15 protein-coding genes are annotated in these 16,259 nt (G+C 34.9%); 6 read left to right on the top strand and 9 right to left on the bottom strand.

Features of this window, described 5'->3' with window-relative positions:
- Positions 1 to 53: 53 nt before the first annotated feature.
- The 5 genes from thrS to MYP_RS16725 form a co-directional block, all read right to left on the bottom strand.
- The gene (gene thrS, locus MYP_RS16745; protein ID WP_045465828.1) at positions 54 to 1,994 is read right to left on the bottom strand and encodes a threonine--tRNA ligase; all 1,941 of its coding nucleotides are present in this window, start codon (positions 1,992 to 1,994) and stop codon (positions 54 to 56) included.
- Positions 1,991 to 3,202 (bottom strand): tetratricopeptide repeat protein, encoded by a 1,212-nt coding sequence (locus MYP_RS16740; RefSeq protein WP_045465825.1) that lies wholly within the window; start codon positions 3,200 to 3,202, stop codon positions 1,991 to 1,993. Before MYP_RS16740 ends, thrS begins: the two co-directional genes overlap by 4 nt.
- A 91-nt stretch (positions 3,203 to 3,293) precedes the next feature.
- The gene (locus tag MYP_RS16735; RefSeq protein WP_045465822.1) at positions 3,294 to 5,774 is read right to left on the bottom strand and encodes a DUF5686 and carboxypeptidase-like regulatory domain-containing protein; all 2,481 of its coding nucleotides are present in this window, start codon (positions 5,772 to 5,774) and stop codon (positions 3,294 to 3,296) included.
- A gap of 82 nt (positions 5,775 to 5,856) precedes the next feature.
- On the bottom strand, positions 5,857 to 6,498 hold the full coding sequence (locus MYP_RS16730) for a SanA/YdcF family protein (RefSeq protein WP_045465819.1): 642 nt from the start codon (positions 6,496 to 6,498) through the stop codon (positions 5,857 to 5,859).
- A gap of 25 nt (positions 6,499 to 6,523) precedes the next feature.
- The gene (locus tag MYP_RS16725; protein ID WP_045465816.1) at positions 6,524 to 7,198 is read right to left on the bottom strand and encodes a TrmH family RNA methyltransferase; all 675 of its coding nucleotides are present in this window, start codon (positions 7,196 to 7,198) and stop codon (positions 6,524 to 6,526) included.
- A 132-nt stretch (positions 7,199 to 7,330) separates the two neighbouring features.
- On the opposite strand from MYP_RS16725, the gene MYP_RS16720 reads away from it, so the two are divergent.
- The gene (locus MYP_RS16720) at positions 7,331 to 7,807 is read left to right on the top strand and encodes a Dps family protein (RefSeq protein ID WP_045465813.1); all 477 of its coding nucleotides are present in this window, start codon (positions 7,331 to 7,333) and stop codon (positions 7,805 to 7,807) included.
- Positions 7,808 to 7,815: 8 nt separating this feature from the next.
- On the opposite strand, the gene MYP_RS16715 is transcribed toward MYP_RS16720, so the two are convergent.
- Both MYP_RS16715 and MYP_RS16710 read right to left on the bottom strand, forming a co-directional pair.
- On the bottom strand, positions 7,816 to 10,419 hold the full coding sequence (locus MYP_RS16715; RefSeq protein ID WP_197060107.1) for an AAA family ATPase: 2,604 nt from the start codon (positions 10,417 to 10,419) through the stop codon (positions 7,816 to 7,818).
- A gap of 286 nt (positions 10,420 to 10,705) precedes the next feature.
- Positions 10,706 to 10,993, bottom strand: coding sequence for a hypothetical protein (locus tag MYP_RS16710; RefSeq protein ID WP_045465810.1), 288 nt, complete (start codon positions 10,991 to 10,993; stop codon positions 10,706 to 10,708).
- A gap of 149 nt (positions 10,994 to 11,142) precedes the next feature.
- Between MYP_RS16710 and lhgO the strand changes: the two genes are divergently transcribed.
- Entirely contained in the window at positions 11,143 to 12,339 is a 1,197-nt protein-coding gene (gene lhgO / locus MYP_RS16705) for an L-2-hydroxyglutarate oxidase (protein WP_045465807.1), read from the top strand.
- On the opposite strand, the gene pgeF is transcribed toward lhgO, so the two are convergent.
- A complete protein-coding gene (gene pgeF / locus MYP_RS16700; RefSeq protein ID WP_045465804.1) occupies positions 12,340 to 13,131 on the bottom strand; it encodes a peptidoglycan editing factor PgeF in 792 nt (263 codons plus the stop codon).
- Between the two features lie 151 nt (positions 13,132 to 13,282).
- Here pgeF and MYP_RS16695 point away from each other — a divergent pair, with 151 nt between their 5' ends.
- The 3 genes from MYP_RS16695 (at position 13,283) to MYP_RS25280 (ending at position 15,436) form a co-directional block, all read left to right on the top strand.
- Positions 13,283 to 13,549 carry a hypothetical protein gene (locus tag MYP_RS16695; RefSeq protein ID WP_045465801.1) on the top strand — a complete coding sequence of 89 codons (267 nt, stop codon included), beginning with the start codon at positions 13,283 to 13,285 and terminating at the stop codon, positions 13,547 to 13,549.
- Between the two features lie 89 nt (positions 13,550 to 13,638).
- On the top strand, positions 13,639 to 14,850 hold the full coding sequence (locus tag MYP_RS16690) for a DUF763 domain-containing protein (RefSeq protein ID WP_045465798.1): 1,212 nt from the start codon (positions 13,639 to 13,641) through the stop codon (positions 14,848 to 14,850).
- A gap of 91 nt (positions 14,851 to 14,941) precedes the next feature.
- Positions 14,942 to 15,436 (top strand): DUF421 domain-containing protein, encoded by a 495-nt coding sequence (locus MYP_RS25280; RefSeq protein ID WP_052430289.1) that lies wholly within the window; start codon positions 14,942 to 14,944, stop codon positions 15,434 to 15,436.
- 65 nt (positions 15,437 to 15,501) lie between these two features.
- Here MYP_RS25280 and MYP_RS16680 read toward each other — a convergent pair whose 3' ends face one another.
- Positions 15,502 to 15,654: a lmo0937 family membrane protein gene (locus MYP_RS16680; protein ID WP_156140704.1), complete on the bottom strand. Its 153-nt coding sequence runs from the start codon at positions 15,652 to 15,654 to the stop codon at positions 15,502 to 15,504.
- Between the two features lie 186 nt (positions 15,655 to 15,840).
- On the opposite strand from MYP_RS16680, the gene MYP_RS26150 reads away from it, so the two are divergent.
- Positions 15,841 to 16,011 carry a hypothetical protein gene (locus tag MYP_RS26150; protein ID WP_156140690.1) on the top strand — a complete coding sequence of 57 codons (171 nt, stop codon included), beginning with the start codon at positions 15,841 to 15,843 and terminating at the stop codon, positions 16,009 to 16,011.
- The last annotated feature ends 248 nt before the right edge of the window (positions 16,012 to 16,259 follow it).

Genomic DNA, 16,259 nt, shown 5'->3' with positions numbered 1-16,259 from the left:
TTTTTACTAAAGTGCGAATTTCGTAAACTTTTGAATTATAATGAAATATTTCTTTATTTTTTATTGAGCTCTAAAGCAACCTCTTTCTTAAAAATATCAATAAACTCTGACAATGAGAAAGTTCCAAGATCTCCCTGTCCATGTTTCCTTACTGCTATTTTCCCTTCTTCCTGTTCTTTTTCACCCATAATCAACATAAATGGAATTTTTTTCACTTCCGCATCTCGAATTTTCCTTCCAATTTTTTCATCTCTATGATCAATAAAACCTCTTATATCATTTTCCTCCAACTCTGAAAAAATTTGAGAGGCATAATCAGCGTATTTTTCTGAAATTGGTAATACAGCAATCTGATCAGGAGACAACCATAAAGGGAAATTCCCAGCACAATGTTCAATCAATACAGCTACGAATCTTTCCATAGATCCAAATGGAGCTCTGTGAATCATTACTGGCCTGTGTTTCTGGTTATCAGACCCGATATATTCCAACTTAAACCTTTCCGGTAACTGGTAATCTACCTGAATTGTTCCAAGTTGCCACTGTCTTCCCAGTGCATCTTTAACCATAAAATCCAGTTTTGGACCATAAAAAGCTGCTTCACCTAATTCGGTAACTGTATTTAGTCCCTTCTCTGCTGCTGCTTCCTTGATAGCTGCTTCTGCCAAATCCCATTGAGCATCTTCGCCTATGTATTTAGATTTATTTTCAGGATCACGAAGAGAAATCTGAGCTGTATAGTTTTTAAATCCTAAGGCATTAAATACATATAATACAAGGTCTATTACCTTTTTAAATTCATCTTTTACCTGGTCTGGCCGACAGAAAATATGTGCATCATCCTGAGTAAATCCTCTCACTCTGGTCAAACCATGAAGTTCACCACTTTGCTCATATCTGTATACAGTGCCAAATTCTGCAAGACGAATAGGTAAGTCTTTATATGATCTCGGTTTTGTCCTGTATATTTCTATATGATGAGGGCAATTCATAGGTTTCAGCAAAAACTCCTCTCCTTCATGAGGTGTTTTTATTGGCTGAAAAGAATCAGCTCCATATTTCTCGTAGTGCCCAGAAGTCAGATATAATTCTTTACTTCCAATATGAGGAGTTACGACAGGGAGATATCCTGATCGGATCTGAGCTTTTTTCAGAAAGTTTTCTAGTCTATCTCTTAAAGTAGCACCTTTAGGCAACCATAGAGGAAGCCCTTGTCCTACCTTTTCGCTAAAAGCAAAAAGTTCCAGTTCTTTTCCGAGTTTCCTATGGTCTCTTCTTTTAGCCTCTTCAAGAAACTCAAGATATTCTGTAAGTTCTTTCTGCTTCGGGAAAGTTATTGCGTAAATTCTGGTAAGTTGCTTATTTTTCTCATCTCCCCTCCAGTATGCCCCAGCAACATTTAATAATTTTACCGCTTTGATGAAACCTGTATTGGGAATATGAGGTCCACGACAAAGGTCAACGAAATTTCCCTGAGAATAGAATGTTATTGATCCGTCAGAAAGCCCTTCCAACAAATCAAGCTTATATTCATCTCCCTTTTTAGTGAAATACTCTATTGCATCCTTTTTGGAAATATTTTTACGAACATATTCGCTTTTGCTCTTTGAGAGCTCTAGCATTTTGTCTTCAATCTTTTTGAAATCTTCCTGGGAAAATTCTTTCCCTCCAAAATCGACATCATAATAGAACCCATTTTCTATAGAGGGACCTATTCCGAATTTTGTTCCAGGATATAAAGCTTCCAGCGCTTCAGCCATTAGGTGGGCAGAAGAATGCCAGAACGTTGATTTACCTTCCGTATCATTCCAGGTTAGCAATTGTAATGTGGCATCGTTCTTTATAGGACGATTAGCATCCCATACTTCTCCATTTACTTTGGCGGCAAGGACATTTCTTGCAAGACCTTCGCTAATACTTAGGGCTACATCCATTGAAGTTGCCCCTTCCGGAAATTCTCTAACCGATCCGTCGGGTAATGTAATTTTGATCATTTTAAACTATCTTTTCGCTCTGGGGCGATATTATTAATTGAATCAGTTTTTCTTATAGGTGGTATGTTCTTCTTTATACGGGTGGTATCTTGAGGAACAATTGGTTTCGGTTTCTTAACCTTAGCTGTATCTTTTTTAGTTTCAACTTTCGGTGCTTTAACTCCGGATTTTACTGTATCAGTCAGCGGAGCTTTCACCCCAGGTTTAATAGCAGAAGAATCTATTTTCGGGGCCCTCACTACGGGGGGATATAATTTGTACAATCTGGTTAAAGCTTCTTTTGCCTTAACATTTGTAGTGTCTTCAGATTTTACATTTTCATAATACGATACTGCCTTGGCTCCCTGGCCAGTCTTCTCTAAAATTTCCGCAATGTACAAATTGGAATTTAAGCTAAACTCAGATTTATCGGTTAGTGGAGCAAAATAATTTTGTGCTTCTGTGTAACTTCCAGAATTGAATGCATCTACTCCTAAACGATAATAAGCAGGGTAGAATGTAGAGTCCATCTGAATCGCTTTTCTAAATGCCCTGAGTGAGCTTGTTTTTAAACCTTTTGATTCCAGAACCACCCCTTCAAAATAAGTAAAAAATGGATTGTTAGGATTAATAGATCTGCCTTCCAAAACATAATACATTGCAGAATCTTCTTTATTTCTTGCTAAGTATATTTTAGCAAGCTCCTGAAACGGTTTGGCATTTTCCGGGTCTTGAGCGAGGGCTACTTTGAAAGATTTTACCGCTGCAGTAGTATCTCCTTTGGCAGAATCAAATACTCCCTGAAGCAAAAACACCTCTGAATGCATAGGGGCAAGTTGTTTAGCTTTGGCAAGGTATTGTTGAGCTTTTCCAAGATCCTTTAATTCCCAATAAAGCCTGGAAAGTAATAAAAACAATTCAGGATCATCGTTTTTGTAGCTTTCAGCTCGATGTGCACTATTTAAGGCCAGACTTGTTTTTCCCATTTTCTGATAAATACGAGCCAGTAATTCGTAGTAGAGCTCTTCATTGCTTTCAAGGGAGATAGCCTGATTTATATCTTTAAGTGCATCACTGTATTTATGTATATCAAAAAAAACCTTAGCCCTCTGAAAATAATATTCAGGATTTTCAGGATCATCTTCAATTAAACTATTAAGATATGTTAGTTGAGGTTCAAATGAACCATTATATACAACAGGAGGAATTGTATCCTGCCTAGCATTCATTGAACAACCGGTACATATTAAAACCGAAAATATTAAAAATATAAAATTCCTCATATCTGTTTCCGCTCAAAATTAAAAAGGGATTTGGTATTTACAATACAAATTGAACAGATACTTTGACTCCGAATTTCCGTACATCAGGTTGGTTCAGGTAAGTGAGTCTGTGGACGAAGTCAACCCGGAATATCTTGAAAATGTTTTCTATTCCGTATCCAACTTCAACATAAGGTTTTGCTCCCAAGTAGTTAAACTGAGGAGTTTCCTCCCCTGCCGAAGTTTCTTTTGCAATCAGTTCCTTGTTAGCCTTACTTATTCCTCCGAAGAGTACATTGGCAGAACCTACAAATCTCCATTTAAGCTTTTTCAACAAAGGAACTCTGTTGAAAAATAATCCCTCAAAGTACTGACGATATTTGATCCCTGCATAGGAATCGTTTATGAACTCAAAATAGTTCATTTGGTTATATGCAAAATTTGTAAAAAATATGGTCTGGTTTCCTAATGGAATGTTCAAAAGTGGATATGGAACTTTGGAAAATATTTTCCCTGCAAAAATATCATAATATCCTCGTCCTAGAATTCCTAGCTGAATCATATCATTAACATGGAGATTAAGCCTTGTATAGTTGAAATCTCCACCTAAAAAGCCTTTTATTCCCTGAGTTACACCAATTGTCAGGACAGGCCATTTTTTTGTTCCTAGACTTATCCTCTCATTATCATTCTGCACGAAGATTTCATCTTTAGTGATCCTTGTTTCCAATGTCAATTCTGTTGTCTGAATAGTACTTTTTAATGTAGAATCTCCATTTTTCAAACTGCTGTAATAGGCAAAAGGAAATATCGGATTGAGATATCTGGTTCGAAGCTGTATTTTAGGGGTAAAATCCTTTTTAATCTCACTTTGAAAAGAAAAAGTATTTTGCTCACTCCAATAAGGTCCCCTGAGAGTTCCCCATCTTGTAAAGGCAAGAAATAATGCATTTGAAGTTATATTCTCTGTTGCAACGCCCAACTGTTCTATATCAGCCTTTCGTTCTATTGTAGCAACAGTCCATGGTTTTCTGGAGAAAATATAACTAGCTCCAGCAGAATATTTAAAACCGTTTAATCCATAACTATCTTTTGTTCCATAAGCCAAGTAGCCTTTAAATACCCATTTTTTACTAAAATCAATATTCGTTCTGAAGCCAAGTCTAAAGCGATTTCCTTCGATATTATTATTGGCATAGGCCATTAAATATGGTCCTACATCGATCTTGCCAACTTTTTTATATCCATTTATAAAAATATTTACAATTTCAACATAAGTTTTGACTACTGGCACATTATTTACCGAGTCAATCATATTATAAACATTCTGCTCAGTCGCCGTTAAAGAATCATGTCTGTTTTGCTGCCAGTATTCCTGGCCTTTTTGCTGAGCATCTTCCTCTACCTCCAATAATGAGTCGTAAAACTTTAAAGGCTTTGGTTTATTAATTTCAATCTTTTTATTGGAAGTATAAAACTTTGCAAGCATCCCAGGAGAAGTTTCACCTACTTCATCTATATCTATTAGAATACGGGATTTTACAGGTAGCCATGGGCCAGCTTCTGTTGGAGCTAATTCCTGCTGGATCTTTATTTTATCAATATAATTGAGATTGGCATCCCGATTAACCGTAACATCAATCTGTTTTAATGCAAAAGTAGTATCAGCAATCCACATAAATCCATTGAATGCCAGATCCTGAGCCCTTTTAGGTTTAAACTCAAGTTTATAGCACCATTTTCCATCCATAAAGGCACTGTCAACCAACCAATAATTGTATGAACTGTTCCACCCATCACTTATCGGTGAAATGAAATCTTTGTTCAAAATACCCAGACGGTTTTTATAAAAATTATATTGTTGAAATGTAGATCCGATAAGCTGAGAAACGAGGGTTCCATCATCAACTCCTACGCCTTTTACATTGGTAGCTATAATATGTTCTGAAGTTTTATCCGGACTGGTTCTGTGATAAAATTTAGAGACTGATTCAGACATGAATACGGGCAGAATTGGTTTACCCTCATCTCCAGCTATTATTTTCAAGCTATCAAAAACCTGAACCAACTTTGACATAATTTTACGCTTTCTGAATTTCTCCGTGATATTATCAATACTGAGTTCTATCTTACTGTAGCTTTCATATTCATAAGCATCTAGTCTTCTATAATCGTTTTTATCTTTATTATCAATTACCTTTCGAAGAATTCTAAAGGCAGGGTTTTCACCGGCAACTACAGTTACTTCTTCCAGATTTTTCACTTCGGGTGAAATCTGAAAATCCAGGACCTGATTTGACAGATTCTTATTTATTGCTTTGGATTTTGGTAGATAACCTATAAATAAGACCGTAATAGAATCTGCCCCCTGATTGACTTTCAATGAGTAATAACCCTCAAAATCAGTAAGTGTAGCCTGGTTAGATTTACGCTCTACTACATTGGCAAAGGGAATTCCCTCTCCGGTTTCCGAGTCTGTTACTTTACCCTTTACCGTGATCTCCTGGGCATTTGCGGTCAGCCCACAGAAAATCTGCATCAAAAGAGAAAAAATAATGCTGTTAAATAAAAACTTTCTTTTACTATTCACCCTCTAAAAATATATAAATTCTGTTTTTTAATTAAATTTTAATCTGAATTTTTTGCCCCAGATATTTCGGCTTCTTTTTCAAAATGTAAAGATCAATGACTGCTTTACATCTCGCAAGGTACTCTCTCGTCTTTGTATAAAATGAATGTTTCATCTCGACTTTTTCAGCTACGAAACCTACTGAATTCATCCCATAATAATTACTGATAAACAAAGCTCTATAAATATGAAATTCCTGAGTAATGATAATCACTGAAGTTTGATCAAATACTTTTTTGGACCGTACTACCGAATCAAAAGTCCTGAATCCTGCATAATCAAGCTGAATTACTGAATCAGGAATACCAGCTTTAACCAATGCATTTTTCATATCCTGGGGTTCATTGTAATAAGTCAGAGAATTGTCTCCGCTTAGAATAAAAAACTTCGCCTTCCCCTTTTGATATAACTTCCTGGCTGCTTCTATCCGATTATGAAAAAAAAGGTTAGGCTTCCCTGTTCTGAAGTACTTGCTGGTACCTAGTACCAATGCGATATTTTTAGCAGGAACCTGGTTTACATCATAATAAACCTGCTGTTCTGTGGAATGTACCACCCAAAGGTTACATAAAAAAATAATCAGGACTGACAATAAAAACGATATTGCCCCTATTTTAAAAATCTTTTTTACCACTGCTCAAGCTCTAATTTGATATTGTTTATTTGCATCTCTTATAAAACTCTTTTTCCAATAAATCAGACTTTCTGACAACACCTTTGATCCACTTTAAGTAAATCGTCTCTTTTTCTTCCTGAGAAAGCTGCCAAACTTCTGAAGGTAATTCACGCATCTTTAATGTCAGCTGATGTATACAAATTGCTGCACACACAGAAATGTTCAGACTTTCAGTAAAACCCACCATTGGAATTTTAATAAACCCGTCTGCATGTTCTTTTGCAATATCACTGATACCATTTTGTTCACTACCAAAAACTAAAGCAGTTTTGGCATCCATCTGAAAATCATCCAAAGCAATATCATTTGTATGTGGGGTAGTTGCAATTATTTTATAACCTTTTTCTTTAAGCTTCCTATAGCATGCCAAGGTATTATCAATTCCCTTAGTTTTATGTTTAATGATATCTACCCATTGTGCAGAACCTAAGGTAACATCTGCACTAACCTTATATTTATTCTTGTTTTCAATTACATGAATATCCTGAATGCCAAAACAATCGCATGTCCGCACAACAGCACTGGCATTATGCGGTTGAAAAATATCTTCTACTACTACTGTTAAAAACCTTGTCCTTGTTGCAAGAACTTCCTCCATTTTTTCCCTTTTGTTTTCTGTGACAAACTGGAGCAGATAATTTATTAAATCCTGTTTCAAAAATTTTGTTTTAATTCTAACTTAAGACACAATCTAACTAATTAACAATGGCTTAATTCTTAAAATTAACCTTTATAATAAAGGATGTGTTCTAATACAAAGGTATCTATTTAATTTTAAATAAATAGGGGTATGATGGAATTGAATAAAATTGGAATTGAGGTTGATGTTGCGACAGAAATAGCTGAAAAATTAAATGACCTTTCCGCAAATTATCATATATTTTATCAGAATGTAAGAGGGTTCCACTGGAATATTAAAGGTAAAAATTTCTTTGCTCTACATCCAAAGTTTGAAGAACTCTATACTCAATCTTTTGAGGATATTGATAAAATAGCGGAAAGAATCCGGGCTTTAGGATTTATTCCAAAGCATGCTTATTCTGATTTTATCAGAACAAGTGATATTAAAGAAATGAAAGATATTACTGATGAAATAACTTGCGTAAAGGATACTCTTCAAAATCTGAGCATCCTGATATTCAAAGAAAAGGAAATCATGAAACTCACGGCTGATGGTCATGATGACGGCACTAATAATATGGTCAACGACTTTATCGAAGACCATGAAAAGCAAGTATGGATGCTATCTGCATTCCTCAATCAGTAAAAGATCATTTAACTTCCTAACCGGAAACCTATTCGTCCTGCTGGCTGATAGGTTTCCGGAATAAAGGATTTTACATCTTCTATTGTCAGCATTTGAAGTACTTCAGTGGTTCTCTCTTCTCCAGAAAGTGATGCCATCCTAAGATGCTGATTTCTGATAGCTTCTTTGATTACCTTTCTAACAGATCTGGCGTTCCCAAAAAACTTATCCCGTTTCAAAAAGATTGAATTTAAATATTCCTTGAGCCTTAAAGAAGCCTCTTCATCAGGGGTCAGATTTTCCTCTGCCAACATATTAAGTGCTATAGAAAATAATTCAGAAGGCTCATAATCATTAAATTCCAAAACTTTATCAAATCTGGATTTTAAGCCTGGGTTTGCTTCCATAAATACTCTCATATTATCCACATAGCCAGCTACAACTACTATAAACTGCCCTCTTTTATCCTCCATTTGCTTAAGAAGAGTTTCTATTGCTTCTTTGCCAAAGTCGCTGTTTCCTCCTTCTGAAAGCGCATAGGCTTCATCAATAAATAAAACGCCTCCATGAGCTTTCTCTATCTGTTCCATCGTTTTGATAGCAGTTTGTCCTATGTAGCCAGCTACAAGCCCCTGCCTGTCCGTTTCAACCAGATGTCCCCGTTCTAATATTCCCAGAGCTTTATATATTTTTGAAATGATTCTTGCTACTGAAGTTTTACCGGTTCCGGGATTTCCAGTGAAAACAGTATGAAGTGAAAATTTATTTAATACATCCCTTCCCGTTTCGATATAAAACCGAACCAGTTTTACCATTTCTAGAAGATCATTTTTTACTTCTTCAAGTCCTGACAGTTTATTCAATTCACTTAAAGCTTCCTGAAGAAGCAGCTCATCCACAGGAATATCCGGAGAAACTAAAGAAGAGTTTTTAAATAATTGCTTTACATCTTCCAGTTCGATCGTTTGTAGTTGCTCTGCAGTCAATGTTTCCGGGTTTTGAGATTTCATAACCCTTAAACCCATATTCATTTTGGCTTCTTCTACAAGACCGGTAACCATACGGGCATTTCCAAATGCCTTGCTTCTATTTCTGTAAGCCTCTGTTAATTTTTCTGAAAGAAACTTCTTACTATCTTCTGCAAACTTAACATACCTTTTTTCAGCTGCCAGTTCTGCAATTTGAATTAACTCCTGAGGGAGATAATCAGGAAATTCGAATAAGAGATTGAAACGAGACTTTAGACCAGGATTGGATGCCAGAAAATGGTTCATTTCCTTCGGATAACCAGCAACAATAATTGCCAGATCTCCAGGGCCATCAGACATCTCCTTTAGTAAAACTTCTATTACCTCTCTGCCAAAGTCCTGTCCTGTATCGCCTTCTCTGACCAGAGAATAAGCCTCATCTATAAATAAGACTCCCCCCCTTGCCTTTTCTATTACTTCTTTTGTCTGAGGAGCAGTTTGTCCAATATATTTGCCACAAAGTTCTGCTCGGCCAGCTTCAGTAACTTTACCTTTGGAAAGGAGCCCAAGTTTGAAATAAATCTGGCCAAGCAATTTAGCAATAGTTGTTTTGCCAGTCCCCGGATTACCAAGAAAGACAGAGTGAAGACTTATTTTTTGATTTTCTTCAAACCCCTGATCTTTTCTAAGCTGTAAAAATTTGAGGTAAGAAGTATAATCTGTAATCTTTGATTTAATACCTGAAAGACCTATCATTTCATGGAGGCTTTTCATGAGCTCTTCCAGAGAAGGTCCCTTTTCTTCCTGAATAGACATAGGAAGAGGAATATTATTAAAATTTAAATCAACTAAAGGGATTCCTTCAACAAAATCATCTTTCACTTCAAATGGAATTACAGCTATAAGCTGATCCATGAAAATAACCTCTAGTGTATATTTATCATGATACCATGTCCCCTTGCTATCTGCGCCCCAACCGGTGGTGAAGGTTATAAAACTATCTTCGGGATTTATATATTTAAGTTCCGATGTGTTTCCTTTTAATTGCCCTGCATCGTTGTAAAAATTAAAAAACAATTCACAATACCATGGAAGGGCCTGTTTATTAATAATATTAAACTCTACCCAAATAAATCTGCATTCATTTGCATCAAACTCGATATAAGATTTTCTCTGTTCCGGAATTATACCTTCATTGGGCCCCTCATACAAGCGAACAATATCTACTTCAAAATAAGGATTTAGATTTTGATCAACCATCCCACCATTTTCAACATAGAAACTTTTTACCCCTACAAATTCATCTTCTATATAAGCTTCCCACTCATAATCCCCTCTTAGCCAAAAAGTTCCTTCCTCTTTATTACCCCAACCTTCCCTAATTATAACTATATTCTGATCTGAGGTAATTTCCACTTTCCTATCAATACTGCAAAGCTCTCTCCTTCCTGTCTCATTTAGGGAAAAGGCTTTTAAACTAATTTTAGCCTCCCAGTCAGCTTCATCAAATAATTTATTGTAAAAAGATAACTCACAATACAAATAGGTAATTTCTTTAGTATCATACACCCGTCTGTACTTTTTGGTATTGCCATCCATTGTTTCAGTGGATGAAAAGATCTTAAGATCCTTAAACTTGTATTTTTTCTCCAGATTACTAATCACTGCTAAAAATATATAAAGCTAATGTCCTATCAACTACTCTTTAATATAATAGATTAAATTCATTTGAAAAAAATTAAACGGATTAGTTCTTTATATGTTCCTTTTAAATGGATCAAATTGGGACTTTTTATCCACTTTCCATTTATATTGAAAATTATTAAAAAATATGGCAAGATTATTGTAAAATACCTTAATGCAAATAATTCTCATAGCGTTTATAAAAAGAGAGACCGCCTCGCAAATGGCGGTCTCTCTTGCTTTTATAACTGATAACAAACCACTTAAATCAAATCTCAGATCTTTCCGAGTCTTCAGAAGTTTTTTTAAAATTTTCTCTAGGTCGTCTATTGGTGTTTCTGACTGGCTCCCTGACTCTCTTTTTATTTTCATAAATAGGTTTTTCTCTAACTTCTGGTCCAGTCTTTCTCAATTCATCAGCCCTTCTATTATACAAATTTTTTTCAGTAACCGTATACCTTAGATCTCTTTTACTTTTATGCTTATTAAAATTGACCAAATACACAATCACAAGCATCATAAATACAATTATTAAAGACGGAATTACAATCAGCATCTTAAGTCCTCCTCAATGTTTAGTCCTTCTTTATAACATCATCAAAAATACTTTAGTTTGTAACGCTATTCGCTTTTGGATTTTTATCTTATTAATTTTGTTTTCAAGGGTAAAATCAAAAAGTAAGCCCCGAAAGTACACTAAATAAGATGAACTACGATATTATAATTATTGGTGGCGGTATAGTAGGACTTGCTACGGCACTGAAGATTAAAGAATTAAACAAAAAACTGAAAGTAGCTTTGCTAGAAAAGGAAAATGAGCTGGCTAAACATCAGACTGGAAATAATAGTGGTGTAATCCATTCGGGAATTTACTATAAACCGGGAAGTTTAAAGGCAACAAATTGTATTAAGGGATACAACATGCTTTTAGATTTTTGCAGAACCAATGAAGTTCCATTTGAATTGTGTGGAAAAATTATAGTGGCTACCAGTGAAAATGAACTGACTGCTATGGATAATGTATATAAAAGGGGACTTGAGAACGGACTTCAGGGACTTAAATTAATTGGCAGTGAAGAAATAAAAGAATACGAACCACATTGTACAGGAATAAAAGGAATAGTAGTTCCTCAGACCGGAATTATTGATTATAAAGCAGTTTGCCTTAAGTATGCAGAACTATTTAAAAAGGAAGGAGGAGAAATCTTTCTCAATCAAAAGGTAAATGATATAGTTTCTAAAGTTCCCGGAGTGGAAGTGATAACATCAGATAAAACTTTTTCCGGAAAATTAATCATTAACTGCGCAGGTCTGTTCTGTGACCGAATTGCCGCTCTGAACATAAAACCTGTTAATGTCAGAATCATACCTTTCAGAGGGGAGTACTACGAGATCAAAAAGGAAAAACAACATCTTGTTAAAAATCTTATATATCCAGTTCCGGATCCTAATTTTCCTTTCCTGGGAGTACATTTTACAAGAATGATAAATGGTGGTATTGAAGCTGGCCCGAATGCAGTGTTTGCATTTAAACGAGAGGGTTATAAAAGGACAGATTTCAGTATAACTGATTTTTATGAATCTATTACTTGGCCCGGCTTTCAAAAAGTAGCTAAAAAGTATTGGAAAACAGGATTAGGTGAATATCAAAGGTCGTTTTCCAAATCTGCGTTTACAAAAGCACTGCAGAGATTACTACCTGAAATACAAGAAAGTGATCTAATTCCTGGAGGTGCAGGAGTACGTGCACAAGCCTGTGAAAGAAACGGAGGACTGATTGATGACTTTATGATTCTTGAAAACAGCAATACTATCAATGTATTGAATGCTCCCTCACCTGCTGCAACATCTTCCCTTTCTATAGGATTGACGGTAGCTGAAATGGCTCTTAAAAGATTATAATCAGCAGGGATTGATAACAATCCCTGCACCAAATCTTCCAGATTTATTTTGAGATTTCCTTGCTGAAAAAAACTTATCAGCATTTTGATAGGTACAAATACCAGCAACCTCAATATTCTCGGGATTGAGCTGTTTTGACATCAACTGAAACCTATTTGCTTCCCACAGATTAAAAAAAGTTTTTCCATCTTTTTTTAGTACCATAGATGTAACATTCCCAAAAGCATTCTCTGCAGCATCAATTACCTCCTGACCTACTTCATAAATTTCGGGAGAAATACTTGGCCCTATTCCTGCTATAAGATCAGAAGGTTTTGTTCCAAATTCCTTTTTCATAGCCTCAACTGTCTTTTCAAGAATTTTTGATACTGTTCCTCTCCATCCTGAATGAACAGCTCCAATAGCCATATTTGTCTTATCAAATAGCAATATAGGTACACAGTCGGCAGACATTACTGCAATACATACCCCTTTGATGTTAGTGATAAGTGCATCAGTATTACTAAGAGCATCACCACTATCCAGATTTCTTAGTACAGCAACTCTGTCCGAATGAGTTTGGTCAGGGAAAACAATATGATTCTCAGCAACATTCATTGCTAACGAGAGTAACTTTCTATTCTGTAGTACGTTTAATTCATTATCGTTGACTTTAAAACTGAGGTTTAAGCCTCCTAATTCTCCGGTACTGCAACCGCCTTTTCGCCCTGATATAAAATGATTTATTTCATTTCGTTTACTCAGGTTTAGAAATTGCCAAAGTTGTAGCTTGTCAAATTGTTTGGAAATCATATAGAGTTGGATTATCTGAATAAATTATAAAAATAAACGGCCAACTGAATAAAGTTACATTCAAGTATTAAAATAAATCATAATTTTGAATCATTCAAAAGCATTGTCAGCAACATACAAAATATGAAGATGAACTAAAATATCCTAAGCCATGAACCTTCTCTATTTCAAATTTATAGGAAAAACACTAATTTTATTTTCACTGGGGATAGTTCTGGTTTCTGCATGCAGTTCTGAAAAAAAGACTTCTGCTAAAACACTTAACAGTGAAAATCATACCTGGCAAAAGGAAAGCAACAGAGAGACTAAAAAACATCTTAAAAGTGTAAAAAATAAAAGAAAAGAACTAGAACAATACCAGCCATCGGCTTCTCTTTATAAAAAACCAAAAAACGGTAAAAGAAAGAGACATTTTTAATTTTTGAATTACTTTTTCCTGCTATTTCTCTTTAGTAATTTTAAATACAAAGATATTCTTCAACCACAAAAGACTGAACTGACTATTTCATGAAACGTTCGGGTTCTGCCGACCTTCCATTACATGGTGGTCAAGTACCATATTGGCTTAGTGAAAGAATGGCCAAACTAGGAGGCGCAATAATCGAATCTTTGGTTTACCATTATGGTACCTCTGAAGTTCTGAAAAGATTAAGCGATCCCTTTTGGTTCCAGGCTTTTGGAGCTGTTTTAGGTATGGATTGGCACTCCTCTGGTATTACAACATCTGTAATGGGAGCGTTAAAGAAAGCTGTTAATCCTAAATCTTCAGAACTTGGAATTTATATCTGCGGAGGTAAAGGAAAATATTCAAGAAACACGCCTGACGAATTATTAAAAATCTCCGAAAAGCAAGGCTTGAATTCCAAAGACCTGATAAGATGCAGCAGACTCACAGCAAAGATTGATAATAATGCGATACAGGATGGCTTCCAGCTATATCTCCATTCTTTTATTGTTACAAACTCCGGTGAATGGGCTGTAGTGCAGCAAGGGATGAACGAACATAACAAAATGGCAAGGAGATATCATTGGCATAGTTCAAGCATAAAATCATTTGAAGAAGAACCTCATACAAGCATCTATGGCAAGAATCAGGGATTGATATTAAACCTGACAGATAAAGAAGCGGCTCCTGCAAGAAACGGGATTTTGGAACTAACCAAGGAACAACCGCGCATAATGATGAATGAAATTAAGAAGCTCATAATGCCACTCCGCCATGAGCTCAACGTAACGGATGTTAATTTAAAAAGACTTGGAAGCGTGCTGGCTCTTGCTCATGAAACTGAAGTAAGAAATTTCGAAGAGCTTATTCTCCTTAAAGATCTAGGACCAAGAACTATACAGTCTATGACATTGGTCAGCGAAATCATACATGGTACACCTTCTCGGTTTAAAGATCCTGCAAGATTTGCTTTTGCTCATGGAGGTAAGGATGGACATCCATTTCCTGTTTTAACCAAAGTATATGATGAAACAATAGAAACACTGAAAAACGCTGTAGAAAAAGCCCGGCTTGGAAGTACTGAAAAAGATCAAGCAATAAAAAAGCTATCACAAATTTCATCTGAAATAGAAAAAGAATTTATTCCTAATGATAACTTCGATAAGATTATTGAAATGGAAAGAAATAATGCTCATAAATATGGTGGGATGACTGTATTTGGCAAATCTAAAAGGCCTGAGGATAAAGGTTCAAATCAACTCAGTCTTTTTTAATAGAAAATCCTACGATCAAAATAAACTTTATTTATTTCTGAAAGTTACTTTATTGAAGTATTAAAAATCATTGGTAATGATTTTAAGATAAATGGATCACATCATTCACCTTCTCTTTAAAGCTAACCAATCTGAAATTACATGGTGGGCAATGCTTTTCCGAGGTATAGTCATCTATTTCCTCGCAATATTCATGATAAGGTTAGGAGGCAAAAGAATATTAAGCAGATTTGGCACTTTTGATGTTGTTATAAGTATCATTATTGGAGCAATACTAGCTAAATCTATTGTCGGAAGCGCAAAATTTATACCAACGATCATTACTTCTTCTATACTCGTTACTATACATTATTTTCTTTCAAAAATGACTCTTTATTACCATTCCCTTGGCCACCAGGTCAAAGGAAACCCACATTTACTTTATGAGAATGGGAATTTTATTGATGCAACATTAAAAAAAAACAATATCTCCCAAGACGATATACTTGAAGCAATAAGATTGCAAACACATTCAGAAAGTCTTAAAAATATTGAAAAGATTTATCTTGAAAGAAATGGACAGATAAGTTTTGTTTTTTACCCATAAATACAAAATCAAAGAAGATAAGAGTACTTATTGCTGTTTATCTTCTTTGATTTTATAAAACCTGATCAAGCTCCTCTTATAACCCTTAAAAGGAAAAAGACAACAGCTAAAACTAACAATATATGTATAAAACCTCCTACTGCATCGCCAAAGCCTAAGAATCCGACAAGCCAACCTATTAACAGGATTACAGCTATTATATATAATAAATTTCCCATAATTGCCTCCTTTTCTTTAAAACGAATCTTAAAGTCCCTTAAGTTTCTTTTTATAAACATATAATAAAACTTTTATGGTATCTTCTGGAAGAAAAAAATATCATTACTTGATTATAACATGTTATTTTATTGAAACTTTTCCTGAGACTCTATTCGTTTTTATTATATAATTTAAAAAGTATACCAATGCTTGATCCTGATAAAAAAGTAGAAAAAGATAAGGCTAAATATTCTTATGTCTATCAAAGTTCTCAACATCCTATTCATTTTGAAAACGAAGGTGGAGAATATATAGAAGCTGAGCCAAACAGATCAGAAGCAGCAAATGGTGTTATTCACTATATCAATAATAAATAATTTTTTTTTGATCTTAAGCTATTCATTATTGGGGTTATAAAATGTAAGTCAATGTTATCATCCACAATCCGCAATAAAAGAATGTAAATTTGGGTGACATTTTTTACTATAAATACATTTCAGGACTTAGATAGAATGAACTAAGCTAGTTTTACTTTATGTAGCTTAAAGACTTTTTATACTATAACAAAGAATTAAAAAAAAAGGAAGTATTTCATTTTTTTAAACTTCCTGAGATTATTCCTGTT

The organism is Sporocytophaga myxococcoides, from assembly GCF_000775915.1.
Classification (GTDB): Bacteria; Bacteroidota; Bacteroidia; order Cytophagales; family Cytophagaceae; genus Sporocytophaga; species Sporocytophaga myxococcoides_A.
This window is presented reverse-complemented; position numbering and strand designations above follow the sequence as displayed.